Below are 24,492 nucleotides of genomic sequence, written 5' to 3' on the forward strand. Positions count from 1 at the left end.
GGCGCTCAAGGCCCGGTCGGTGAAGTCGCTCTAACCGAGCAGGTTGTCGAAGTCGCCGTCCTTGGCGCCCAGGATGAGGCAGTCGATCTCCTCCTGGGTGTAGACCAGGGCGGGTCCGGTCGGGAAGCGCGAGTTGCGTACGGCGATCGAGCCGTCGTTCAGTCGGGCCATCTCGACACAGGCGCCCTGCGAGTTGCTGCGTTTGGCCTTCTGCCAGGCGGCTTCGGTCAGATCGGTCGCTCGGATGCCGTTGTTTACGGTCATAATCGTCTAGCTCCTTGACGTCAACTGAGGGGACGTGCGTGCTGATGCACTGTCACTTGCACGTGCATCGGCACTCTCACTCTCACGAGCATAGCGTGACGATGGCCACTTGTCCGGGGGTTTGGAAGTATGTAAGCGCCATGTAATCGGAGCCCCGCTCGCCGGCTCATCCGATCTCTCATCGTCCCTGTTCAGAGGGGGTTCGACCGGCCTTAAATCGTTCTTGTCCGAAGGTCCTACGGGCGTTTGGCCGTGGTACGGAAACGGCCCCGCCGACGGGGTCGGCGGGGCCGTGTGCGCGGGTCGGAAAGGTGACCGTAGGGCGCAGTCCGGGGGTGGTTCGGGGGTTACTCGCAGGCGAGCGCCGTAGTGAGTGCGTCGAGGTTGCCGCGCATGATCGACGGGTAGTCGTCGCCGGGCGAATCGTCGGTGACGCCCTCGAGCGGGTCGAGTACATCCACCTCGGCTCCGGTCTCGGCCGCGATGGTGTCCGCTGTGGCGTCGGGCATCAGCGGCTCGGTGAAGATCGTGGTGATGTCGCGCTCGCTGACGACGTCGGTGATCTCCGCGATCTGGGCCGGAGACGGCTCCGTCTCGGGGTCGACCCCGCTGACCCCGATCTGCTCCAGACCGTAGTTCTCGGTGAGGTAGGTGAAGGCGGTGTGCCCGACGACCACCTCGTTGTGCTCGCAGGAAGCCAGGCCGTCCTCGTAGTCCTCGCCGATGGACGCCAGGTCACCCGTGACCTGTTCGGCCCCCTCCTGGTAGAGGTCGGCGCCGTCGGGGTTGATCTCGGAGAGCTCGTCGGCGAGGGCCTCGGCGGTCTCCGTCATGAGCTCGACGTCGAGCCAGAAGTGGGGGTCGTAGTCGCCGTGGTCGTGGTCGTGTCCGTCGTCCTCCGCGTGGCCGTCGTCCTCGTCCTCGTCCTCGTGATCATGGTCGTGGTCGTCCTCGTGGCCATGGTCATCGTCGTGGTCGTGACCGTGGTCGTCGTCCGCGGGGATGAGATCGACGATGTCGGCGACGTTGAGCGCGCTGTCGGAGGCCTCCTGCTCGACCGCCTCGTCGACCGCGGGCTGCAGCCCTTCGACGTAGAAGGCGAGGTCGGCCTCGCTGACCTCGCCGATCTGTCGGCCGGTCAGTTCGAGGTCGTGCGGCTCGGCACCGGGTTCGGTCAGCTGGACGACGGCGACGCTGTCCCCGCCGATCTCCTGGGCCAGCCATTCCAGGGGGTAGACACCGGTGACGAGGGTGAGGTCGGCTTCGGCAGGAGAGACCCCGTTGTCGTCGGCCTCACCTCCTCCGTCACTCCCGCACCCGGAGACGATCATGATGGTCGCGGCGCCGAGGGCGGCGGCTCGCACGGTGGCAGTTCGCATGCACACCATCATCGGGAAAATGAAAACGGTTGTCAATTTGTCCACTATGCCTGAGGTGCGCTGATCTTCCGCCGGGGTGTTTCCAGCCCTTCGGCCCTCCTCCGGTCGCCCCCGGCCCTCCTCCGGCCGGGCCTCGGCCACTCCCCTCAGCCGCTTTCCGCGAACCGCTCCACGTCGTCCGTGCGCCCCACCACCACGATGATGTCGCCCTTGTGCAGGACCGTCTCCTGGGTCGCGTAGGTGAAGGGCGCCCCCGCCCGTTTCACTGAAACCACCGTGACCCCGTACCTCTGCCGGACCCGTGTCTCGCGCAGAGTACGGCCGACCATCGCTGCGGGGGCGCGGGTCTTGCCGAGCGCGAAGCCCGCCTCCAGCTCCACGTAGTCCAGGATCCGGCCGGACAGCAGGTGCGCCACACGCTCGCCCATGTCGTGTTCCGGGAGCACCACGTGGTGGGCGCCGACCTGTTCCAGGATGCGACCGTGCCGACGGCTGGTCGCCTTCGCCCAGATCGTGGCCACACCCATGTCCACGAGGAGGGAGGTCGTCAGGATGCTCTCCTCGAGATGGGTGCCGATCGCCACGACGGCCCGGGCGAACTGGGCCGCGCCGACCTGTCTCAGCGCCTCCTCGTCGGTGGCGTCGGCGACGACGGTGTGGGTGAGCGCGTCCGCGTAGGTCTGCACCAGGCGCGGGTGGGAGTCGATGCCCAGGACCTCCCACCCCTGGCTGACCAGTTCCAGGGCGAGCGAACTGCCGAACCGGCCCAGGCCGATGACCAGGACGCGCCGGTCGTCCGCTCGGTCGCGGTGTGCCATGCGGGTGCCTCCTCAAGGACTGGTGCTGGCGGGACGGGGGCGGGTGCGCGCGGGCCGGAGTGTGCTCATCCGATGATCGGCCGCGCTTCGGCGAGCTCGTACCGGCGGTGCCGGTCGCGGAAGGCCAGCGCGGTCACGAAGGTGATGGGGCCGATCCGCCCGGCCACCATCAGCACCGCCAACAGGTACTGGTTCCACGGTGCGAGCTCCGGGGTGATGCCGGTGGACAGTCCCACCACGCCGAACGCGGACACCACCTCGAACATGACCGGCATGAGGTCGAACCTGGTGGCGTGCAGCATGAGCAGGGTGGCCCCGGCGACCACCGTCGCGGACAGGAACACCAGGCTCAGTGACTGCCGGATCACCTCGGAGGGCAGCTGCCGCCCGAAGACGTGCACCTTGTCGTGCCCGCGGACCTCGGCGAGCACGACCAGGAAGAGGACGGCGAGGGTGGCGACCTTGATGCCGCCCGCGGTTCCGGCGCTGCCGTTGCCGACGAACATCAGCATGATCGTCACCAGCAGGGTGGAGTCCCGCATCTCGCCGGTGTGCACGGCGTTGAGGCCGCCGCTGCGCGGCATCACCCCGTGGAAGAACCCGTCGGTGATCCGCGCCCACCAGTGCAGCTGGCCGAGGGTGTCCGGGTTGTTCCACTCCATCGAGGTGACCAGCAGGGCACCCGCGGCGAAGAGGATGGCGGAGGTGGTGACGGTGAGCTTGGTGTGCAGGGTCCACCGGTGCGGGCCGCGCAGCTGGCGGCGGAGTTCCAGCAGCACGGGGAAGCCGATCCCGCCGAGGATCATCGCGAAGGCCACGGGGAACAGGATGAACCCGTCGCCGGAGAAGCGCACGAAGCTGTCCTGGTACAGGGACAGTCCGGCGTTGTTGAAGGCCGTGATCGCGTGGAAGAAGCCGGAGTGGACGGCCTGCCAGAAGGAGAGGTCGTAGGCCAGCCACATCCTCGGCGTGATCAGGAGGAAGGTGATGCCTTGGAGGAGGAGGAAGACCTTCAGTACCCGGCTCACCAGGCCGCGTACGTCGCCGACCCACAGTGTGCGGACCTCGGCCTGCACGTTGAGCTGCATCCGGAGTCCGAAGCGGTGGATCACGGCGGTACCCAGCAGTGAGGCCAGGGTCATGATCCCCATGCCGCCAGCCTGGACCAGCGCCAGGACCACACCCTGGCCGAACCCGCTGAGGTCGCCCCCGATCGTGATCACGCTGAGCCCGCACACGGACAGTGCCGAGGTCGCGGTGAAGAAGGCCTGTTCGAAGGGGAGCCCTTGGCCGTCCGCGGTGGCCAGCGGGGTCGTGAGGAGGGCCGCGCCGACGAGGTCGACGGTGACGAAGACCAGGAGGAAGACCCGCGCGGGTTTGTGCCAGGCCCGGGACTCGCGGGCGGTGCGCCATTCCGATCGCAGGCGGCGGGGGAGTGCCACGGACGCTCCTCGCTCGGGGACCCGCACGATTCTGTCAAAAGGACCTGGCCAGAGCACGGATCCCCGCCGGTCCCATCACCGATGATCTTGCCCTCAGCTCCACCCTCGGCGGCCGGGGGAGACAGGGGCAAGATCATCGCAGTACCCCTAGGGGTGTCGGGCGCCCTCGTGGTCGGCGTGCCCCGGCGGCTCCAGCTGCAGGGTGGAGTGCTCCACGTCGAAGTGTCCGGTGAGGCATTCGTGCAGTTGGTCCAGCATCATCCCGGTGTCCTGGAGGTCCTCTTCGGCCACCACCACGTGCGCGGACATCACCGGGACGCCGGACGTGATGGTCCAGGCGTGCAGGTCGTGGACGTCGATGACCGCGGGGTGGTTCATGAGGTGTTCGCGGACCTCGGCCAGGTCCATCCCCTTCGGGGTGGCCTCCAGCAGGATGTGCACGGCCTCCTTCAACAGCGACCACGCGCGGGGCACGATGATCGCGGCGATGCCCAGGGAGACGAGGGTGTCGGCCTGCTGCCAGCCGGTGAGCCACACGATCAGGCCGCCGATGATCACGGCCACCGAGCCGAGCGCGTCGGTCATGACCTCCAAGTAGGCGGCCTTGACGTTGAGGCTCTCCTTGGCGCCGGAGCGCAGGATGAGCAACCCCACGATGTTCATCACCAGGCCGAAGCCCGCGACGGCGACCATGCCGGGCCCGAAGACCTCGGCGGGTTCGCGGAACCGGTCGACCGCTTCCATCACGATGTACCCGCACAGCACGAAGAGCACGATCGCGTTGACCGCGGCGGCGAGGATCTCGGCGCGCTGGTAGCCGAAGGTGCGCTTGCTGGTGGCGGGCTTGCTCGCGATCCACACGGCGGCCAGGGCCAGGGCGATCCCGAAGGAGTCGGTGATCGTGTGAGCCGCGTCGGCCAGCAGGGCGAGGCTGCCGGTGTAAGCGGCGCCCGTCACCTGGACGACGGCTACAACGAGCATCATGCCCAGGACCAGCGCCAACTTCTTCTTGTTGGCGGCTCCGGCGGTGACCGCGCCGTGGTCGTGTCCCGCACCCATCGTTCCCCCTGCGTCTCGGGATGCTGCGATCGCATCTCTCGGGATGCTGCTCGCCAAATAGTTCAGCCAACGCTGTCTATACAGCTACCACTGTTTATACAGCCCGTGCTGTCTATACAGCAAACGATGTACAATGATTTTCATGTTGACCTCCGAGCAGCGCCTCGCCGCCATCCAGCGCCTCGGGCGCGCACTGTCCGACCCCACTCGGTGCCGCCTGCTGCTGGCCCTGCTCGAGGGGCCCGACTACCCCGCTGGACTCGCCGACCGGCTCGGCCTGACCAGGCAGAACGTGTCCAACCACCTTGCCTGCCTTCGCGACTGCGGCTTGGTGTTCACTCACGCCAAGGGGCGCCAGGTCAGCTATGAACTGGTCGACGCCTCCCTCGCCCACGCCCTGGAGGACCTCCTTCAGGTGGTGTGGGGTACTGCCCAGCCCCACGATCCCCTTGAGGCCCCAGGGGAGCAGTCCCCGGTTGTCTGAGTCATCGCGCCGCGCCGTTGCGGAGGGCCGTAACCGACCTCCGCGGACCTCCGGCCGGCGCTCCCGTGGCGCGAGGTGTCACTGCGTCCCCTGGGGGGCAGTCTGGTCACCCCGGGGAAGTGAGGGAGTGCTCTTCGTGCTCACCTCCCGTGTCCCTTTCTGGGAATCCGAAAACAGGGTGTGTGATGTCCGTTACAGGGGGTGGGGCATTCGGGGGATGTGAAGGGCCACTTCAGGTGGGGGAATCCCCGAAACGTGGAAAGCGTCCCTAACTTTGGTTGGGTTCGACCCTGACAGAAGGCTGACAGGACCCTGAGAGTTCCCTGAACCGGCCAGGATCGGCCCAAGTTCCGATATAACGCGACGTATGGTGAGTGGTGCGCCCGGCGGATGCCTGCCCCTTTCCGAGGGCCCGTATCCCGCGGATGCACACCGCATCCCCCACCCACGTCCTCGCGGATCGGTGCCGAGACCGAGCCAGTGAGTGCGCGTTCGGCGACGAACGGCGCACCTCCCGGTCCGGCCGTCCCACACACGGCGAGCTAGGAGCGAGCACCTCTCATGTCCAGACTGGCCACAACGGCCCTTGGGCGACCGAGATCCCCGCACGGGATCGTCACCCACCATGCGGAAGGGACGAACGCGTGAACCGGCTATCGGTCATGTCGCTCGGAAACCGGGCACTGGTCCTCCTCATCACTTTGGCCGTACTGTTCTTCGGCGTCTTCGCCGCCTCCTCCGCCAAGCGTGAGCTCTTCCCCGAGATGTCCCTCCCGATGGTGATGGTCTCGGCTCAGTACGAAGGCGCTACTCCGCAGGTGGTCGAGGGGCAGCTCACCGAGCCCCTTGAACAGGCCGTGCAGGGTGTGGAGGGCGTCGACTCGATCAACTCCACCTCCAGCACCGGTTCGGCGCAGATCATGGCGGAGTTCGACTACGGCCGCGACCAGGACGCACTGGTCCGCGAGGCGCAGGTCGCCGTCGACCAGATCGACGGGATGCTCCCCGAGGACGCCGACGTCTCCGTCATGGCCATGAGCATGGACATGATGCCGGTGATGCTCCTCGCCGCCAGCACCGAGAACGGTGACCAGCAGGCGATGGCCTCCAGCATCGAGAACATCCTCATCCCCGAACTGGAGTCGGTCGAGGGTGTGCGTTCGGCCGAACTGAGCGGTGTCCCCGAAGAGCGGGTCGAGATCACCCCGGACGAGGACGACCTCGCGGACGAAGGGCTCAGCACCCAGGACCTGTCCGACACGCTGGAGTCCAGCGGCCTGCTCATGGCCGGCGGTTCCATCGACGACGACGGCCGCAGCCTGAGCGTTACCACCGGCGACCAGCTCACCTCCCTCGAGGAGATCGAGGACCTGTGGATCCAGCCCTCGCAGGGTGTGGACGAGTCCGCCGAGATGCCGGGGGCGCCCCCGGCCCCCGCGCCCAGCCCGGTGCAGATCTCCGAGGTCGCCGAGGTCGAGATGGTGACCGAGGACGCTTCCACCATCGCGCGCCTCGACGGCGACCCCAGTGTCGCCCTCACGATCATGGCGACCCCCGACGGCAACACCGTCGAGGTCTCCGACGGCGTCCAGGACGTGCTCGACCAGCAGTCCGAGCTCCTGGGTGACGACATCAACCTCGCCGTGGTCTTCGACCAGGCGCCCTTCATCAACGACTCGATCACGGACATGTTCGAGGCCGGCGGTTACGGTCTGGTCGCCTCGGTCATCGTGATCCTGGTCTTCCTCCTGTCCATCCGCTCCACCTTGGTGGTGGCGGTGTCCATCCCGGTGTCGGTCCTCGTGGCCTTCATCGGCATGGCGGGCTTCGGGTTCACCCTGAACATGCTCACCCTGGCGGCGATCACCATCGCGATCGGCCGGGTGGTGGACGACTCCATCGTTGTGCTGGAGAACATCCGAAGACACATGGGGTACGGCAAGGAGCGGATGACCGCCGTCAAGGACGGTGTCCGCGAGGTCGCCACGGCCGTGGCCTCCTCGTCCTTCGCCACGATCGCCGTGTTCCTCCCGCTGGCGTTCGTCGGCGGCATGGTCGGCGAGATCTTCATGCCCTTCGCCGTGACCAGCAGCCTCGCCCTCGCGGGTTCGCTGCTCGTCGCCCTGACCATCACGCCGGTCCTGTGCTACTGGTTCCTGCGGCCCGCCGAGGTCGGTGACGCCAGCCGCGAGGAGATCCAGCGCGAGGCCTACAAGCGCGAGATGCGCACCCCGCTGCAGCGCGCCTACCTGCCGATCATTCGCTGGATCACCACCAAGCGCAAGACCGCCACGGTGGTCACCCTGGCCGCCTCACTGGCGATCGTGGGCGGCACCGTCGCCATGGCCGCCAACTCCGAGACCGACTGGATGGGCGAGGCTGAGGAGAACACCTACACGGCCATCCAGGAGCTGGAGCCGGGCACGTCGCTGGCCGCCGCGGACACCGAGGCCGAGAAGGTCGAGGAAGCCCTGGCCGGCATGGCCTGGATCGACACCTACCAGGTCAACGTCGGCGGCAACCCGATGATGGGCGGCGGGGCCAGCGACCAGATCGACTACACGATCACGGCCGACCCGGACACCGACCAGCTGCGCAACCGCGACGTCCTGCGGGACACGTTCGCCGACCTCGACACCGAGCACGAGCCCCGACTGGACGCCATGGGCGGCATGGGCGGCTCGGGTATCGAGGTCCAGGTGACCGCCGAGGACCAGGGCACCCTGGCCGACGCCGCCGGGATCGTCGAGGACGAGCTGCGCGAGATCGACGGCGCGGACGACGTCACCAGTGACATCGCCGAGTCGCAGGCCTCGCTCGAGGTCCACGTCGACGGTGAGGAGGCCGCCGAGCAGGGTCTGAGTGAGGCGATGGTCGGCCAGACGGTCGCCGCGGCCTTCAACGGTGAGAACGTCGGCGAGGCCACCATCGACGACATCAGCCGCGACGTGGTCATCCTGGTCGAGGACGCACCGGAGACCGTGGCGGAGCTCGAGGAGCTCCCGCTCATGACGCCCGCCGGTGAGGAGATCGAGCTCTCCGAGGTCGCCGACGTCACCGAGGTCGAACAGCCGCCGGAGCTCACCCGCATCGACGGCGTCACCAGCACCACGGTGTCGGCCAACCCGACCGCCTCCGACCTCGGTGCGGTCAGTGCCGAGATCACCGAGGTCCTGAACACGGTCGACCTGCCCTCGGGCGCCACCGCCAGCCTCGGCGGTGTCAGCCAGGAGCAGACGGAGGGCTTCGTCCAGCTGGGTCTGGCGATGCTCGCCGCGATCGTCATCTGCTACCTGATCATGGTCGCGACGTTCAAGAGCCTGATGCAGCCGCTCATGCTGCTCATCTCGATCCCGTTCGCCGCCACCGGTTCGCTGGGTCTGCTGATGCTGACCGGTACCCCGATCGGTGCCGCGGCCCTGATCGGCATGCTGATGCTCATCGGCATCGTGATCACCAACGCGATCGTGCTGATGGACCTGATCAACCAGAACCGGAAGAAGGGGATGGGCCTCAGCGAGGCGATCGTGGAGGGTTCCAGGCACCGTCTGCGGCCCATCCTGATGACCGCGGTCGGTACCATCGCCGCGCTCATCCCGATGGCCACGGGCCTGGCCGGCGGTGGAGCGTTCGTCTCCGCCCCGGTCGCCCTCGTGGTGATCGGTGGTCTGGTCACCTCGACCCTGCTGACCCTGATCCTGGTCCCGGTCCTCTACCAGCTGGTGGAGGTGCGTCGCCAGAAGCGCGAGGCCAAGGCCGAGGCCCGCTACGAACGGCGCCGCGCCAAGCGCCGGGCCAAGGCGGAGGCCGGTGCGGGGGCCAAGGCGCCGAGCAACGGCAGTGTCGCCGAGGGCGAGGCGGGCGAAGTGCCCGCCAAGCACGGCGAGAACGCCGAGAACAAGGGTGACTCGGAGGAGAACCGCGGCTCTGAGGAGTCCGCCGAGGGACCCACGGAGGAGCCCGCCGACAACCGGTAGGTCGCCGCTCCGCAGTCGGACAAGAGAGGGCGCCCCGTACGGGAGAGTTTCCGTGCGGGGCGCCCTTTGTCTTGCCAGGAGATCAGGGGCACTGCTCTGGCCAACCCTTGCAGAACGCACTCCCGCAACGGCATCTCCTGGGCCCCAGGGGCCCACCATTTCGCAGGGGCCGGTATAAGCGTTCCCGTCACGTGCGGTCAGCTAGTTCAGCCCTGCCGGTTGTCCTCCGGAGACGGGCACGACCGTTCCATTGACGAAACCGGCGTTCTCGCTGGCGAGCCAGGCGACGGCCGTGCCGACGTCGTTGGGATTTCCGACCCTTCCGAGGGGAATCTCCGACAGCATCGCGTCCAGCGCGCTCTGCTTGTCGATGCCGAGCCGGTCCGAGGTGAGCTCGAGTTCGGCCTCACCCATGTCGGTGGAGATGTAGCCCGGTGCCACGGCATTGGTGCGCACGCCCGCAGGCCCGAATTCGTGTGCCAGGAGCCGGGTCAATCCGACGACCGCGTGTTTGGCCAGGACGTATCCGCCGTACCCGCCGGCCGCGGCCAGGCCCATGGTCGAGGCGACGTTGACGATCGAGCCGCGGCCCAGCTCCGTCATCCCGGGTATGACCGCGCGGGCCATGCGGACCTGCCCGAGGACGTTGACCTGCCAGGAGGTGGCGAGGTCCTCGTCGGTGAGTTCCAGGAACGGTCCGGCACCGAGTCCTGTGCCCGCGTTGTTCACCAGCACTTCCACGGTTCCGAACTCGTCGCGCACCTGCTCGATGGCGGCATTGACGGCCTGGCCGTCTGTGACGTCGAGGACGATCGGGATCGACCTCCGGCCGCGCTCGCGTACGAGCTGGGCGGATTCTTCCAGGTCGGTGCGGGCCGGGGCGATGTCGGTGACCACGACATCGGCGCCGGCGTCGGCGAGGGCCAGGGCGATGCCGCGCCCGATTCCTCGGGGGCGGCCGGCTCCGGTCACGAGGGCGATGCGGTTGTCCAGGGGTGCTGCTGAGTGGTGCGACATGTGCGGATCCTTGTCTGCTGTTAAGGGTTGTCGATCGGGGTCGCTGCTGTGCCGCCGAACTCGACTGTCAGGCGGCGGGACGTCATTGCGGCGGGTCCTTGGGCAGCTCGGTGGCGCCGTCGGCCAGGCGTGCGCGGGCCCTGTGGTGGTGCTTCTCCACGGGCCGGATCTTCGTCGCTCCGGGCAGCCCCATGGGCGGGGTTCCCACGTACATGCTCTCGGCCCGCTCGACGATGAAGGTCTCGTGCCAGATTCCGACCGCTTCGGGGTTCTTGCGCGCCATGGCGTTGAACTTCGTCCAGGCCGGCCGGTGGCTCAGCGACTGGGCGGAGGCGTAGGCGTAGAGCTTGTCGAGCGAGGACCAGTACTGAACGACATAGGGCCCGTTCTGGTTGATCAGCAGTTCGTAGCCGAGCATCCCGGAGTCGGGGTCTTCGGAGAGTTCGGTCAGCATCCCCCGCATGGCGCCCACGACCGGCATCCACAGGTCCGGGCGCCACCACTTGTTGAGCCTCGCGCCGATGTGGAACACCACCAGCTCTCCCGTGTACTCGTGTGTGACCCGTCCGGGGATGATCTTGGCCATCGTCGCCCTCCAGTTAGATACTGACGCTTTCGATAGTGACACTATCTTATATTAGATAGGGGTACGCTCCAATGCAAGGGGGTGTCAGGATGCTCATGGCGGAGTTGTCGGCCACGTCCGGTGTGCCGGTCTCGACGATCAAGTACTACCTGCGTGAGGGCTTGCTGCCGGAAGGGGTGCGCACGTCGGCCACGCGCGCCACCTACAGCGAAGCGCACGTGCAACGGCTCAGGGTCATCCGTGCGTTGGTCGATGCGGGAGTGGGTGTCGCGGGCGTGCGGAAGGTCGTCGCCACGCTGGACGATCCGCCGGACAACCTGTCCGATCTGGTCGGAGCCGCGCACGCGGTGGTCGTGCCTCAGAGCCGGGGCGATATCGACTTCTCCGACGCGGAAGAACTGGCGCAACGGCTCGGTTGGCAGCCCGGGATGTGCGAGCCCGAGTGCCTGGAGGATGTGGCGAGGTCCCTCGACACCCTGCGCCGGGCCGGGTTCGAGGTCGCCCCGGAAGTGATGACCGCCTACCTGGAGGCGATTCGGATCATCGCGGAAGCCGACGCGGCGAACATACCGGTCGACGGGAACCCCGAGGAGGCCGTCCGGTACGTGGTGCTGGGCACGGCGTTGGCCGAACCCCTGCTCCTGGCCCTGCGCCGCATGGCGCAACAGATCTCCACGGTCCAGCGCTTCCCGTCGCAGGACGGGCTCGGCGCCGACACTTCCTCGTGAGAGCTCACCGCGTTCGGATGCCATGACTCCATGAGGAAGGCGCTCCGCAGGGCACGGGGCCGGTGTCCGCTGTCCCGCGGAGGCGGGTCCCCTTCGGATGGAGCACGGTGTCCGCGACCGGTACGCCCTCATCGGATGAGGCGTTTTCGGCGCGTCACCTGGACCCCTTGATTTGGATAGTGCCGCGATCTAATCTAGAGAGTGTTGCTATCCAATGCAGGACGGCAATCACGCGCAAGACATCCGGGCGGGCCCGGTGGCGCACCTGTACGGCCGGGGCACGCGGTGTTTCCGGTGGTACGACGGTCGACCCGTGGCTGTTCGGGACTGGGCCCCTGTTCTGCGCACCGTGTAGCGGTGCTGCGCTGTCTCGAGTGCAAGAGCTCCAGGTGGCCCGAGTGCGGCCGCCTGTCGGTGTCTTCGCATTACCCGTGAAAGAACCGATCGGGGGATCGATGACTGCAGGTACTGCAGGTAGAGAGCGGCCCGCCCTTCCCGGCGCCGGTCGCGGCGCGCGGTTCACGGGCGTGCGGATCGAGTGGTTTTCGATACCCCTTGGCCTGGTCGGGCTCGGCGGCGCCTGGTCCGTCAGCGCCGACCTCATGCAAGCGCCCGTATGGGTGGGTGAGGGGTTCTATGCCGCATCAGCACTCGTGTGGGTAGTGTTCACCGCTTCCTACGCCCTCGGCGTGGCAACGGGTCCAGGAAGCCTCCGCTCAGAGCTGCACCACCCGGTGACCGGTCCGCTCATCACCTACGTTCCCATCGTTCCCATCCTCCTGGCCGTCCACTACACGGAGCACCTGCCAGGGATCGGCCCGTGGATCATCTGGCCTTCCACCGCGGCCCTGGTGGTGCTGTTCGCGGTGCTGACGGCTCATTGGCTGACCGCGGAACTCGGTGCCGACGCCCTCCACCCCGGCTACATCATGCCGGTGGCGACCGGGCCGTTTATCGCCTCGATCGGCCTGACCAGCCTCGGTCACCCTGCCCTCGCGCTGACCACGTTCGGCGGCGCCGTCTTCTTCTGGCTGATCATGGGCTCGTTGATCTTTTCCCGTCTCATCAACGGGACACCTCTCGACCGCGAAGCGCTGCCCGTGCTGTCTGTGCTCGTCGTCACACCCGCGGCCGCCGGAGTGGCCTGGCTCGTCGTCCGTGACGGACAAGTCGACACCTTCACCTGGATCTTCCTGGGTGCCACCGCCATGACAGCCACCACCGTGCTGGCCCTTATCCCCTCGTTGGTTCGCGCTCCCATCACCATGGGTTACTGGGCATTCGTGTTCCCGGCAGCCACGGGAACCAACCTCGTCACGCGCGTCACCCACGGCGTCTCTGCTCCGGCCGCTGATCTCCTGTCCTGGTCGCTCCTGATCGCGGCGACCTTGGTGTTCCTGGGCGTCGTCTCCGCAACACTGGTCGTCGCACCCGTCCGCGCCGCGAGGAAGCGAAGAGCGATGGGTCCGTACGACCCGCGATACCAAGTGCAGCCTTGAACAGGCCGATCGGCGCGCCAAGGGGAGCTCGCGACACGCCCGGGCGCGTGGGCGGACGGGACCGGCGGAAAGGGCCGCAATGCGGGGGATTCGGGACCGTTCCCGTGTGTGACCGGAGTGCCGATTTGTGCTATCCGCGCACTCCAGGCAGGCTGCATCTCATGGATGATTCGAAGAAGAGCTTGGAAGACCTCGTGCGGGACGAACTCGGTGACGAGCCGTCCCAGGAGGCCAAGGACTACGCGCGCGAACTCTACGAGCGCTACAAACTGCCCGCCACCGACGACGACGACGACAAGCCCGCCGCCCCGGCTGCCTCCGAGGAGTAGAGCCGGGGAACGCCCCGACCCGTCGACGCACGGACCATGGCCGGCCCGTCCCGTTCAGGGCAGTGTTCAGCGGAACACGACCTAGGACCGGCCGTCGTCCCACACGAGTTCGAACCACACCTGGCGGCCCCGGCCGTCTCGTCGTGGTTCCGTGCCCCATTTACAGGAGAGCGCCTCGACCAGATCCAGGCCCCGGCCGTGTTCGGCCGTGTCATAGGGGTCCCGGTGCTGGGGTTGGGGTGCTTCCGTCGTGCTGCCGAGGTCCCGGACCTCCACCCGCGCCCAGCCGGGCGCGTGGTGCACGCACACCTCGAACTTTCCGGTGGCACGGCCCGAAGCGCTGTGGGTGACGGCATTGGTCGCGAGTTCGCTGGTCAACAGCGTCGCCGTGGTGGCCTCTGGTGAGTCACCCAATTGGCGGGCGACGAATCTTCGCGCATAGGCGATCTGGCTGGGCAGGCCAGGGAAGCGTCTGCGCGCCGCTCTGGGGGCGGTGTCGGGGTTGTTCGGAATGCTGCTGGACTCTTCCATGGGACTGGCCGGGCGTTGGGGACGGTGGAGAGGGGCCGGCGTCGTCCGGGTCCCGCCTGGCGGCGCGGGACTGGCGGCTGGCGCGGATCTGGAGGCTGCGGTCTCACACATGTGGGTTCACTCCCCGGGGATGTGTGTACGAGGGCAGGGCTGAACTGGCGCCTGGCCCTCGAGGCGTCCATGCCCGGTACGGGTCACGGCGCGGTGTGGACACGCGGTGCGAAGTCCCCTGGAGCAGGGAGGGAAGCCGCTCGGTATCGCTGGGGGTGCGGTACGAGGGTGGCGACGTGCGGTGGTGGAGAAGCCGCGGGGCTTCCCACTGGACTGGGGTGGGGCCGGGGGGAAGGCCGTGGGGGAAGGTCATGTCTGGTGTGGTGTGTGCCCTACGACACTGAAGGGCCTAGTCGCGATCAGCATACGCTCCGTGCCTCCTTGGGGACCCAGTCGACCTCATCCGGACAGACTAACCCTGTCTGAGCTGGATAAAGAGGGCGTCAATGGGGCTGGGAAGCCCGCCCGGGCACGGATATCGGGGAGGATGCGCGCCCCTGAGGAGCCTTCGCCGATGATAACGATTTGGTGAAGGTTGACTGGATTTTACCCGTTTATCCGGTCTTGCGCGTGTCCTGGGTCACCCGACAAGGTGTACGGCATGGCCTCGCCCACCCCCGACCCCCTGCCCATGGGCCACGGCGTCGAGATCGACCGTGCCGTCAGGCTCACCGACGAGGGCCACGTGCTCGTCGGCGGCTCCCCGCCGCGTGCCCTGCGCCTTTCGCCGTCCGCTGTCAGTACCGTCATCCGGTGGCTCAGCGGTGCCCGTCCCGAGCACCACAGCGAGCGCGTGCTCGCGCGCGAGCTCGTAGAGGCCGGGCTCGCCCACCCGCGTCCGGTTCCCGCAGCACCGGGTGCCGACGTCGGGATCGCCGTCGTGGGGCAGTCCACGCCCGGGGAACTCGCCGTCACCCTGGACCTGATCGCGGCGGAACACCCGCACCTGGAACCGCTCGTGGCCGGTGCCACCGGCCCGGCCGCCCAGCTGGCCCGTCAGCGCGGTCTCCGGGTGGTCAGCGGCCCGCCCGGTGGCTCACCAGGAGGCTCGCACAGCGGCCCACAGGCCCGTGCGGTGGCGCTCAGGTCCTGTCCGGCCGAGTTCGTGGCGCTCGTGGAGCCGGGCGCGCTGCCCGGCCCCGGCTGGCTCGACGCCGCGCTCGGCCATTTCGCCGACCCCGGCGTTGCCGCAGTGGTGCCCCGGGTCCTTCCCGCGCGCCAGCGCTGCGGTCACCTCGGGATGGCGGTCGCCGCCCTCGCGGCCTTCAGTGCCGACCGGGGCGGCGACCCGGCGCCGATCCTGCCCTGGGGGCACGGGCACTACGGACGCGGCCAGCCGGGGCCGCCCAACGAACACCTCTCCCGAGAGCCTGTGGAGCCCGTGTCCGCGCTGATCGTGCGCCGGGGGACCGCCGACCTCGACCCGTCCCTGGGGGCTGGGGCGGAGCTGGAGCTGTTGTGGCGGCGGGCCGAGGAGGGCTGGTCGGTGCGGTACGAGCCGCGCTGCCGCATCCGGACGCCGATGCCGTACAAGTTCGGCGCCTACCTGCGCACCCGTTTCGACGCCGGTGCCTCGGCAGGTCCGCTGGCCAGCAGGCAGGGGCGCCTGGCGGCCGGACCCGAACTCGCCCCGCTCGCCGCGGTGGGCCTGGGGCTGGCGCTGTGCGGGCGTCCGTGGTCGGGCCTGGCGGTGGGCGCCGCCGGGGCGGCGGTGACGGTTCGGACGCTGGTGCGCGGGGCGGATGTCCCGGTGGCGGACGCGGCCCGGCCTGCGGCCGTCGACCTGGTGCATACGGCCGGGGCCGTGGCGCGCGTGGCCCGGACGACGTGGTGGCCCGTGCTGGCGGCGGTGGCCGCGGGCGGTGCGGTGGCCGGAGTGCGCGGCACCCGGGCGGGGCGCGGTGCTCCATCGGGCGGTGGCGCCCAGGTGAGCCGTGTTGCCCGGACGGGTCGCGGTGGGTCAGCGGCGCGCTGGGCCTTGGCGGCGGGCGCTGTGCTGACGGTGCCGCATCTGCTCTCTTGGCCGCGTCGGCACGGCGCGGCCGTGGTGGGCCCGGTGGGGTGGGCGGGCCTGGCCGCCGCCGGGGACGCGGCCCGTTCGTTGGGGACGTGGTGGGGCATGGCGAAGGCCGGTTCGCTGGCCCCGTTGGTTCCCCGTCCCAGGCCGCCGGTGCTGGCCACGTCACGGGAGTCCATCCAGGTAGCAGGGGATGTCGGCAATTCCTGCCGTAAGCAGGAGTCGCCTCCGCTCGTTAGCGAGCGTTAACAATGGTTACTCATAGTCATGGAGCTGGAGGTGGGGATGGGGCTGGCGAGGTTTTAGGGTGGCGGAGTTTATGCCCGGGGCTAACGCTCGCAGGAAGCTTCCTTGGCTCTGGTTGCTCCCCGATGGGGTGTGTGTTTCGTGCGTGTTGCGAACCGGGGTCGACTTCGCCGAAAAGTGTCAAGGCATGGTAAACGACGTTTACCCGGTTGCCTCCCGAAGAGTGCAATCGCGCAGGTCAGCGCTGTATCATTACACCATGCTGTTCATCCGTTACAGATAGTGTAATCTTGACAATGGGTCAGTGGTTCCTGTCTAAATTGCCACCGTTGTCCTTTCTTGATGTGTCGGTTACCGGCAAGTGTCTAGTGATCCCGCAGACTCTTGGCATTCCGGTCACGGATCGTGAACGGGTAGAACGTGTGTTTCGACGGTCACTGGGAGTAATCCTCGTGGTGGCGGAGACCGTTAGCAGTCCTGGGTTGAGGCCACCCGGGTGCGGCGGTCCCCTGTCCGCCTCGGGACGTTCCTCAGTAACTGCGACTCGCAACCACATATCGAGCGCTGGGTTCGGCAGTTGAGGTTCGGAGATAGTTTTGGGCAAGTTCCTAGCCAGGCGGCTGCTGAACTACGTCGTGCTGATTTTTCTCGCGACGAGTTTCGCCTACATGCTCGCGGCCACCAACCTGCTGCCGCGCGAGTACTTCGAGCAGATGCAGCCTCCACCGGACCCGGAGTTCGTCAACGCCCAGCTCGACAGCCTCAACCTCAATGACCAGACGCCGCTGATCGAGCGCTACCTCACCTGGTTGGGCGGGGTCGTCGTCGGCGACTTCGGCCAGACCGTCCAGGGCGGTGACGTCACCAGCCAGATGCTCATGAAGGCCGGTGTCACCCTCCGCCTGATCACCGTGGCCACCATCATCGGCAGTGCCATGGGCATCGCCATCGGCGCCTACGCCGCCGTGCGCCAGTACCGCGCCTTCGACAAGGCCGCCACCGGCGCCTCCTTCTTCGTGCTGTCGATCCCCACCGTCGTCATCGCGATCGTCATCCAGGTGCTCGCCGTAGCCGTCAACGACGCCCTCGGCTTCCAGTTCCTCAGGTACTCGGGCGAGTACACGGCCGGTTTCCAAGGCGCGTGGTGGGAACTCCTCCTCAACCGCGTCTACCACGCGTTCCTGCCCACCCTCGTGCTCGCGTTGACGCTGTTCGCCGCCTTCGCCCGGTACCAGCGCAACATGATGCTGGACGTCCTGGGCGCCGACTTCGTACGCACCGCCATGGCCAAAGGGCTCACCCGGCGCAAGGCCCTGTTCAAACACGCCCTGCGCACCGCCCTGATCCCCACCATCACGTACTTCACGTTCACCTTCGGCATGCTGGTCTCCGGCGCGACCTTCACCGAGAAGATCTACGGCTGGCACGGCATGGGTGCCTGGCTGATCGACTCCATCGCCCGACAGGACGTCCACGTGGTCGCGGCCGTCTCCTGGTTCATGGCGGTCACCATCATGACGGCGTCCTTCCTCTCGGACATCCTCTACGCCTGGCTCGACCCGAGAGTGCGGGTGTGACGATGACCGATCCCCGCCACCACCGCACCGCCACGCCCCTCCCGCGCGAATCCGCGGCCGCCACGCTGGAGACCACGCCATGAGCCAGTCCGACACCACCCCGGAGACCCCGGAGACCCCGGAGACCACGCAGCCACCGGCCGTGCCCCCGGCACCCAACCGGCTCAAGGACATCGGGCGCCAATTGCTCGGGACCCGACGCGTCATCGTCGGATTCGTGATGATCGCCTTCCTGGCCGCCCTGGCCTTCCTCGGCCCGCTCGTCAGCGCCTGGGACGTCGGTGAACGCGACTACCTCGCCATGCTCGACGGCCCCTCGGCCGAGCACTGGTTCGGTACCAACCGCACCGGCCAGGACATCTTCACCCAGTCCACCGCGGGTCTGCAGAAATCACTGCTCATCGGCCTCATGGTCGCGGGCATCTCCACCGGTGTCGCCGCGCTCGTCGGCGCCTTCGCGGGCTACTTCGGCGGGATGTCCGACAAAGCCCTGATGTGGATCGCCGACCTGGCCCTGGTCCTGCCCAGCTTCGTCATCCTGGCGATCCTGTCGAGGCACTTCGTCGGCCAGGGCGGCTGGCTGATCCTGGTCATCCTGCTGGCGGCGTTCAGCTGGATGGTCACCTCGAAGATGGTGCGCGGAATGACGATCTCACTCCGGGAACGCGAGTACATCCACGCCGCCCGCTTCATGGGCGTACCCCCCTACAAGATCATCCTGCGCCACATCCTGCCGAACATGTCGTCGCTGCTCATCGCGGACGCGACGATCATGGTCAGCACGGCGATCATCGGCGAGACCGCGCTCAGCTACTTCGGACTGGGCGTCCAGTCACCGGACATCAGCCTCGGTGTCGTCATCGCCGACGGCTCCGCCTTCGCCACCACCGCACCGTGGGTGTTCGCCTTCCCCACGGTCCTGCTGGTGATGCTGGTGCTCGGAGTGAACATGATCGGGGACGGGCTGCGCGACGCCCTCGACCCGTCGACCAAGTCGCGCCGGTCCTAGGGGGTACACACATGACCATCGGCACCACCACGCAGGGCCAGGCCGTGCACAACGAGGGAACCGGGCAGGCCCCAGTCCTCGAGGTCAACGACCTCACCGTCACCTTCCGGGGCTTCGGCAACAACCCCGACGTCAAGGCGGTCCGCGGCGTCAGCTACGCGGTCAGCCGGGGCGAGGTCCTCGGCATCGTCGGCGAGTCCGGTTCCGGCAAGTCCGTGTCGTCCATGGCCGCCATGGGCCTGCTGCCCGACCACGCCCGGATCACCGGCTCCGTGCGCCTGCACGGCGAGGAGATCCTCGGCATGCGCGACAAGGACATGGCCCGCAAACGCGGCAAGGTCATCTCCATGGTCTTCCAGGACCCGCTGTCCGGGCTCACCCCCGTCTACACCGTGGGCGACCAGCTCGCCGAGGCCGTCCTGGTCCACGACCCCAAGGCCGGCAAGGCCAAGGCCCACCGGCGCGCCGTCGAGCTCCTCGACCTCGTGGGCATCCCCAACCCCGAGCACCGCTACCGGTCCTTTCCGCACGAGTTCTCCGGGGGCATGCGCCAGCGCGTCATGATCGCGATGGCTATGGCCAACAGTCCCGACGTGATCATCTGCGACGAGCCCACCACCGCCCTGGACGTCACCATCCAGGCACAGGTCCTCGACCTGCTGCGCACCGCCCAACGTGAGACCGGCGCAGCCATCGTCATGATCACCCACGACCTCGGTGTGGTCGCGGGCTTCGTCGACCGCCTCCTGGTCATGTACGCGGGCCGCCCCGTGGAGATCGGCAGCGTCGACGAGATCTACTACAGCAGCCGGATGCCCTACACCATGGGCCTGCTCGGAGCCGTGCCCCGCATGGACCTGGAGCGCCAGGGCGCCCTCGTCCCCATCAAGGGCAACCCGCCGTCCCTGACCGACCTTCCGCCCGGCTGCACGTTCGCGCCGCGCTGCCCCATCGCGCAGCCCGAGTGCGAGCTGGCCGAGCCCGCCCTTCTGGCCGTCGGGTCCCAGCCCTCCGCAGCCGAGATCCAGCACGGGGTCGAGGCCGAAGGCGAACCCCGCGACGAGGTCCACGACACCGGGGTCCAGCGGGCGGCGTGCATCCGCTCCGGCGAGATCGACACCAACGACTGGACCGCCCAGGACATCTACCCCCTCCCGGACATCCCCGACGTCCCGGCGGCGTCGACGCGCCGCGAGGACCGGGCGGAGATGCTCCGGGTCGAGGACATCATCAAGCACCACCCGCTGATGAAGGGCGCCGTCCTCAAGCGCCGTGTCGGTACCGTGTACGCGGTCGACGGCCTCGACTTCGACATTCGTGAGGGCGAGACCCTGGCCCTGGTCGGCGAGTCCGGGTGCGGCAAGTCCTCCACCCTCATGGAGATCCTCGGCCTGGAGAAGCCCCAACGGGGGACCCTCGAGGTCATGGGCAAGAACGCGGCCACACTCACCAAGGCCGAGCGGTTCAACCTGCGCCGCGACATGCAGATCGTGTTCCAGGACCCGATGAGCTCGCTCGACCCGCGCATGCCGGTCTTCGACATCATCGCCGAGCCCCTGCGCACCCACCGCGTCCCGGCGGCGGAAGTCACCCAGCGCGTCTACGAGCTGATCGACCTCGTCGGGCTCAACATCGAACACGCCACGCGCTTCCCCGCCGAGTTCTCCGGCGGGCAGCGCCAGCGGATCGGTATCGCCCGGGCCCTGGCCCTGGAACCGAAACTGCTGGTGCTGGACGAGCCCGTGTCCGCCTTGGACGTGTCCATCCAGGCCGGCGTGGTCAACCTCTTGGAGGAGCTCCAGGCCCGCCTGGGCCTCTCCTACCTGTTCGTGGCGCACGACCTGTCCGTGGTCCGGCACATCGCCGACCGCGTGGCCGTCATGTACCTCGGACGGATCGTGGAGATCGGCGACACCCAGTCGATCTACACCAACCCGGCACACCCCTACACCCAGGCGTTGCTGTCCGCCATCCCGATCCCCGACCCGGAGAGGGAACGCGCACGCACGCACATCGTCTTGGACGGAGACCTGCCCAGCCCCGCGAACCCGCCCTCGGGTTGCAGGTTCCGGACCAGGTGCCAGAAGTTCATCACGCTCTCGGAGTCCGACCAGGAGCAGTGTGTGAGCGTCGAGCCGCAGATCCTGCCCACCAACGGTGGAGACCAGGGTGCTGCCTGCCACTTCGCGGAACGGCAGGAGGTCCTCTAGCAGGCCGGTGGTTCGTGACGGCACAGGCCAGTGCCACCCCGCGCACTGGCTGACACATCACAGGAGGAAGATCCCCATGCGAATCGGGAAGGCGCGGTACCTCGCCCCCGCCGCAGCTCTGGTGTTGGTGGCCAGTGCGTGCAGTAGCGACGACGACGGAAACGACCAGGAAGCGGCCCAGGAGGCCGTCGCGGAACTCGCGGCGGACGACCTCAACCCGGCCGACCGCGACGACCTCCAAGACGGAGGCGACTTCGTCTGGGCCATCTCCGAGTACGAAGACCAGCACAACATGGCCCACGTCCAGGGCAACAAGGCCGACGTGCGCCGGGTTATCGCCGCTACCATGCCCTCGGCCAGCGACTACACCGCCGACGGCGACTTCATGCCCAAGGAGGAGTACGTCCTCGACTACGACGTCAGCGACGACGGGCTCGAGGTCTCCTACGAACTGAACCCGGACGCCGTCTGGTCCGACGGTGAGCCCATCACCTGGGAGGACTACGAGGCCAACGCCATCACGCGCAGCGGCCAGCGCGACGGCGAGTACGAGCTCGGGTCCACGGTCGGCTACGAGCGCATCGACGAGGTCGTCCAGGGCGACGACGAGTACTCGTTCACCCTCATGATGGACCAGCCCTTCGGCGACTGGCCGACCCTGTTCTCCGAGGTGTACCCGGCGGAGTACATGGAGGACGAGGAGATGTTCGCGGAGGACTACTACCGCGACCTCCCCGTCACCGCGGGTCCGTTCGGCAACGCGGAGTTCGACGAGACCGCCCAGCGCGTCACCGTCGAGAAGGACGAGGACTGGTGGGGCACCGAGCCCAAGCTCGACCGCATCATCTTCGACGCCATGGACAGCGCCGCCATGCCGGGCGCCTTCGACAACGGTGAGATCGACGGCTTCTACCTCGGATACGACGCCGCCGGCTACGAGCTCCTGAGGGACCGGGAAGGCGACGGCGCCTACTTCACCAACGCGATCAACCACGGCCACCGGTTCGTGAGCCTCAACGGCTCCAGCCCGCGGCTGGAGGACGTCCGCGTCCGCCAGGCCATCGCCCTGACCATCGACCGCGACGTCATGGCCGAGGTCGCCCTCGGTGCCGTGGACTGGCCCATCACCGGCGAGGTCAACCGCCTCCTGCGCTCCAGCCAGGACGGCTTCCAGGACAACTCCGGTGACCTGGGCTCGGTCGACATCGAGCGCGCCGAAGAGCTGCTCGACGAGGCCGGCTGGACCCTCGAAGAGGGCGAGGACGTCCGCACCGACGAGGACGGCGACACCCTCACCCTGAACTACGTCGCGGTCGAGGGCTTGGACATCGCCCAGGACGAGGGCGACATGGCCCGCGAGATGCTGGCCGAGGTCAACGTCGAGGTCGACGTCCAGCAGGTCCCGTCCAACTCGCTGTTCACCGAGTACATCACGCCGGGCAACTTCGAGATGGCCGCCTTCGTGCTGACCGGCACGTCCCCGTTCCAGGGCACCAGCCACGGTAACTACGGCGGTCCGCTGGACGAGGACGGCGAGGACTGGGGCAACAACAGCAGCCGCCACTCCACCCCGGAGATCAACGAGCTCTTCGAGGAGATGGCGGAAGAGCCCGAGCTGGAGCGTTACAACGAGATCGCCAACGAGATCGACGCCAAGCTGTGGGAAGAGGTCGTGACCATCCCGCTGTACGAGCGCCCCGGATTCTGGATCATGAACGAGGACCTGCACAACTGGGGCGAGTACGGTCTGGCCTCGGACTACGTGTACGAGGACATCGGCTGGGCCGCGGACTAGTCACCCTGAACCCGCTCCACCGGGCGCTACAGCAGGCGTCCGCGCCGGCGCGGTGAGCGTCCGCGGAATGAGACAGCGAGGGCGTCGGCCCCCTTCGGGGTCGGCGTCCTCCGTCGTCCCGCACCCGACCGGCACGCTGGCGGAGCGCCGGATCAGCGGCCCGCCGGGCCGCGGCGCCATCGGACCGTCGGAAAAGTGGGGCTGGCCGTGCCAGGGCTCTCCCCCTCCTGAGAGAATCGGTGCCGTCCGACACCTCCCCCTTGCCCCGCTCGTTGGAAAGTTCCAGATGCGACCCCACCCCCTCGCCGCCGCATGCGCGGCGGTCCTGCTGTGCGCGGCCCTCACCGCCTGCTCCCGCGATGACGGGGACCCCGACGAAGCCGCCGACCCAGCGGCGGACGCCGCCGTGGAGCCCGGCCCAGGGGCGGACGAGGCCAGCCCGCCCCCGGAGGACGAGACCGATGAGGAGGAATGGCCCTTCGGTACCCCGGTCGGCTGGGTGGACCAGCCTTTGGCGGAGGAGGAGGTCCTCCCCGAGGACGACGACGGCGAGGACGCAGAGGACGCCGACGCTTCGGACGCAGACGCGGAGGGGGACCCCGATGACGGCCCGGATACCGAAGCCACGGACGAGGCTCCGGACGAGCAGGCCGACGACGAGGACTCCGGGCCCGGCCTCACCGGCGGGGCCGAAGGCGAGACGGTGACCGCCACCGACGCCGGCGAACTCGCCGAGCACCTGTCCGCGGACGAGCCCCTGGTGGTAGAGGTCGAAGGCGGGATCGACCTCGACGGCGACGTCCCGGTCGCCTCCGACAAGACCCTCGTCGGGGGCGGAGACGGCGCCGAGCTCACCGGCGGCGGCCTGGTGCTGGACGGTTCCAGCAACGTCATCCTCGCCAACCTGACCATGGACACCGACGGCTCCGCGATCTCCGTCCTCGGCGGGGCCCACCACGTGTGGGTGGACGGTTCCACGTTTTCCGGGGGAGGGGACGGCGCCCTGGTCTCCGTGACCGACGGCGCCGACCACGTCACCCTGTCCTGGAACCACTTCACCGAAGCGGCCTCCGCGATCAGTGTCGGCGGCCGTGACGACGACCCCGGCGCGCTGCGGGTGACCGTGCACCACAACTACTTCGACGGCACCTCCGGGCGCCACCCCCGCGCCCGCAACGCCGAGCACGTCCACGTGTTCAACAACTACTTCCGGATCAACCCCGACTACGGGGTCCAGTCCGCCTACGACTCGAACGTGCTGGTGGAGGGCAACTACTTCGAGGGCACCCCGGTGTCGGTCTCCACCGAGGAGGACGACCCCGGCAACGTGGTCACCCGGGACAACCTGCTGGTGGACTCCGAACAGCCCGAGCTGCGCGGCAACGTCCCCGACCCGCCCTACGACTACGAGCTCGACGACACCGTCGACGTCCCCGAACTGGTCATGGAGGAGGCCGGTACCGATTAGCCGGGC

19 protein-coding genes are annotated in these 24,492 nt (G+C 68.2%); 11 read left to right on the top strand and 8 right to left on the bottom strand.

All coding sequences use genetic code 11. The features are described 5' to 3' along the window. Window positions 1-30: 30 nt before the first annotated feature. From ACYVDG_RS12910 to ACYVDG_RS12930, 5 genes are all read right to left on the bottom strand, one after another. Window positions 31-264, bottom strand: coding sequence for a DUF397 domain-containing protein (locus ACYVDG_RS12910; RefSeq protein ID WP_460750406.1), 234 nt, complete (start codon window positions 262-264; stop codon window positions 31-33). Window positions 265-611: 347 nt separating this feature from the next. Continuing rightward, window positions 612-1,643 (bottom strand): metal ABC transporter substrate-binding protein, encoded by a 1,032-nt coding sequence (locus ACYVDG_RS12915; protein ID WP_460750409.1) that lies wholly within the window; start codon window positions 1,641-1,643, stop codon window positions 612-614. Between the two features lie 146 nt (window positions 1,644-1,789). Next, window positions 1,790-2,461, bottom strand: a complete 672-nt coding sequence (locus ACYVDG_RS12920; RefSeq protein WP_460750412.1) for a potassium channel family protein — start codon at window positions 2,459-2,461, stop codon at window positions 1,790-1,792. 65 nt (window positions 2,462-2,526) lie between these two features. After that, window positions 2,527-3,903, bottom strand: a complete 1,377-nt coding sequence (locus ACYVDG_RS12925; protein WP_460750415.1) for a TrkH family potassium uptake protein — start codon at window positions 3,901-3,903, stop codon at window positions 2,527-2,529. Between the two features lie 147 nt (window positions 3,904-4,050). Next, window positions 4,051-4,962 (bottom strand): cation diffusion facilitator family transporter, encoded by a 912-nt coding sequence (locus tag ACYVDG_RS12930; RefSeq protein ID WP_460750418.1) that lies wholly within the window; start codon window positions 4,960-4,962, stop codon window positions 4,051-4,053. 142 nt (window positions 4,963-5,104) lie between these two features. Between ACYVDG_RS12930 and cmtR the strand changes: the two genes are divergently transcribed. Next, entirely contained in the window at window positions 5,105-5,446 is a 342-nt protein-coding gene (gene cmtR / locus ACYVDG_RS12935) for a Cd(II)/Pb(II)-sensing metalloregulatory transcriptional regulator CmtR (RefSeq protein ID WP_460750422.1), read from the top strand. 662 nt (window positions 5,447-6,108) lie between these two features. Next, window positions 6,109-9,423, top strand: coding sequence for an efflux RND transporter permease subunit (locus tag ACYVDG_RS12940; protein ID WP_460750608.1), 3,315 nt, complete (start codon window positions 6,109-6,111; stop codon window positions 9,421-9,423). A 201-nt stretch (window positions 9,424-9,624) separates the two neighbouring features. Here the strand turns inward: ACYVDG_RS12940 and ACYVDG_RS12945 are convergent, their stop codons facing one another. Together ACYVDG_RS12945 and ACYVDG_RS12950 are read right to left on the bottom strand one after the other, a co-directional pair. After that, window positions 9,625-10,440 carry an SDR family NAD(P)-dependent oxidoreductase gene (locus ACYVDG_RS12945; protein ID WP_460750428.1) on the bottom strand — a complete coding sequence of 272 codons (816 nt, stop codon included), beginning with the start codon at window positions 10,438-10,440 and terminating at the stop codon, window positions 9,625-9,627. Between the two features lie 82 nt (window positions 10,441-10,522). Next, window positions 10,523-11,026, bottom strand: a complete 504-nt coding sequence (locus ACYVDG_RS12950; RefSeq protein WP_460750433.1) for a DUF4188 domain-containing protein — start codon at window positions 11,024-11,026, stop codon at window positions 10,523-10,525. Window positions 11,027-11,121: 95 nt separating this feature from the next. On the opposite strand from ACYVDG_RS12950, the gene ACYVDG_RS12955 reads away from it, so the two are divergent. From ACYVDG_RS12955 to ACYVDG_RS12965, 3 genes are all read left to right on the top strand, one after another. Further along, on the top strand, window positions 11,122-11,754 hold the full coding sequence (locus ACYVDG_RS12955) for a MerR family transcriptional regulator (RefSeq protein WP_460750436.1): 633 nt from the start codon (window positions 11,122-11,124) through the stop codon (window positions 11,752-11,754). Between the two features lie 398 nt (window positions 11,755-12,152). Next, window positions 12,153-13,253, top strand: a complete 1,101-nt coding sequence (locus tag ACYVDG_RS12960; protein WP_460750439.1) for an SLAC1 family transporter — start codon at window positions 12,153-12,155, stop codon at window positions 13,251-13,253. 161 nt (window positions 13,254-13,414) lie between these two features. Continuing rightward, window positions 13,415-13,582, top strand: coding sequence for a hypothetical protein (locus tag ACYVDG_RS12965; RefSeq protein WP_460750442.1), 168 nt, complete (start codon window positions 13,415-13,417; stop codon window positions 13,580-13,582). A gap of 81 nt (window positions 13,583-13,663) precedes the next feature. Here the strand turns inward: ACYVDG_RS12965 and ACYVDG_RS12970 are convergent, their stop codons facing one another. After that, window positions 13,664-14,113: an ATP-binding protein gene (locus ACYVDG_RS12970; RefSeq protein ID WP_460750445.1), complete on the bottom strand. Its 450-nt coding sequence runs from the start codon at window positions 14,111-14,113 to the stop codon at window positions 13,664-13,666. 652 nt (window positions 14,114-14,765) lie between these two features. Between ACYVDG_RS12970 and ACYVDG_RS12975 the strand changes: the two genes are divergently transcribed. The 6 genes from ACYVDG_RS12975 to ACYVDG_RS13000 all read left to right on the top strand — a co-directional run bounded on the left by ACYVDG_RS12975 (window position 14,766) and on the right by ACYVDG_RS13000 (window position 24,486). Continuing rightward, a complete protein-coding gene (locus tag ACYVDG_RS12975; RefSeq protein WP_460750449.1) occupies window positions 14,766-16,430 on the top strand; it encodes a family 2 glycosyl transferase in 1,665 nt (554 codons plus the stop codon). A 593-nt stretch (window positions 16,431-17,023) separates the two neighbouring features. After that, entirely contained in the window at window positions 17,024-18,004 is a 981-nt protein-coding gene (locus ACYVDG_RS12980; protein WP_460750453.1) for an ABC transporter permease, read from the top strand. 79 nt (window positions 18,005-18,083) lie between these two features. Next, window positions 18,084-19,013: an ABC transporter permease gene (locus ACYVDG_RS12985; protein WP_460750456.1), complete on the top strand. Its 930-nt coding sequence runs from the start codon at window positions 18,084-18,086 to the stop codon at window positions 19,011-19,013. A gap of 11 nt (window positions 19,014-19,024) precedes the next feature. Beyond that, window positions 19,025-21,223: a dipeptide ABC transporter ATP-binding protein gene (locus ACYVDG_RS12990; protein ID WP_460750459.1), complete on the top strand. Its 2,199-nt coding sequence runs from the start codon at window positions 19,025-19,027 to the stop codon at window positions 21,221-21,223. 76 nt (window positions 21,224-21,299) lie between these two features. After that, on the top strand, window positions 21,300-23,018 hold the full coding sequence (locus ACYVDG_RS12995; protein ID WP_460750463.1) for an ABC transporter family substrate-binding protein: 1,719 nt from the start codon (window positions 21,300-21,302) through the stop codon (window positions 23,016-23,018). 286 nt (window positions 23,019-23,304) lie between these two features. Further along, the gene (locus ACYVDG_RS13000) at window positions 23,305-24,486 is read left to right on the top strand and encodes a pectate lyase family protein (protein ID WP_460750467.1); all 1,182 of its coding nucleotides are present in this window, start codon (window positions 23,305-23,307) and stop codon (window positions 24,484-24,486) included. The last annotated feature ends 6 nt before the right edge of the window (window positions 24,487-24,492 follow it).

Source organism: Nocardiopsis oceani, assembly GCF_054777395.1.

Coding starts and splice junctions, on each gene's coding strand:
- ACYVDG_RS12990 (WP_460750459.1), top strand. CDS start 19,025: ATGACCATCGGCACCACCACGCAGGGCCAGGCCGTGCACAACGAGGGA.
- ACYVDG_RS12975 (WP_460750449.1), top strand. CDS start 14,766: ATGGCCTCGCCCACCCCCGACCCCCTGCCCATGGGCCACGGCGTCGAG.
- ACYVDG_RS12915 (WP_460750409.1), bottom strand. CDS start 1,643: ATGCGAACTGCCACCGTGCGAGCCGCCGCCCTCGGCGCCGCGACCATC.
- ACYVDG_RS12940 (WP_460750608.1), top strand. CDS start 6,109: ATGTCGCTCGGAAACCGGGCACTGGTCCTCCTCATCACTTTGGCCGTA.
- ACYVDG_RS12995 (WP_460750463.1), top strand. CDS start 21,300: ATGCGAATCGGGAAGGCGCGGTACCTCGCCCCCGCCGCAGCTCTGGTG.
- ACYVDG_RS12945 (WP_460750428.1), bottom strand. CDS start 10,440: ATGTCGCACCACTCAGCAGCACCCCTGGACAACCGCATCGCCCTCGTG.
- ACYVDG_RS12970 (WP_460750445.1), bottom strand. CDS start 14,113: ATGGAAGAGTCCAGCAGCATTCCGAACAACCCCGACACCGCCCCCAGA.
- ACYVDG_RS12930 (WP_460750418.1), bottom strand. CDS start 4,962: ATGGGTGCGGGACACGACCACGGCGCGGTCACCGCCGGAGCCGCCAAC.
- ACYVDG_RS12955 (WP_460750436.1), top strand. CDS start 11,122: ATGGCGGAGTTGTCGGCCACGTCCGGTGTGCCGGTCTCGACGATCAAG.
- ACYVDG_RS12910 (WP_460750406.1), bottom strand. CDS start 264: ATGACCGTAAACAACGGCATCCGAGCGACCGATCTGACCGAAGCCGCC.
- ACYVDG_RS13000 (WP_460750467.1), top strand. CDS start 23,305: ATGCGACCCCACCCCCTCGCCGCCGCATGCGCGGCGGTCCTGCTGTGC.
- ACYVDG_RS12985 (WP_460750456.1), top strand. CDS start 18,084: ATGAGCCAGTCCGACACCACCCCGGAGACCCCGGAGACCCCGGAGACC.
- ACYVDG_RS12920 (WP_460750412.1), bottom strand. CDS start 2,461: ATGGCACACCGCGACCGAGCGGACGACCGGCGCGTCCTGGTCATCGGC.
- ACYVDG_RS12965 (WP_460750442.1), top strand. CDS start 13,415: ATGGATGATTCGAAGAAGAGCTTGGAAGACCTCGTGCGGGACGAACTC.
- cmtR (WP_460750422.1), top strand. CDS start 5,105: ATGTTGACCTCCGAGCAGCGCCTCGCCGCCATCCAGCGCCTCGGGCGC.
- ACYVDG_RS12950 (WP_460750433.1), bottom strand. CDS start 11,026: ATGGCCAAGATCATCCCCGGACGGGTCACACACGAGTACACGGGAGAG.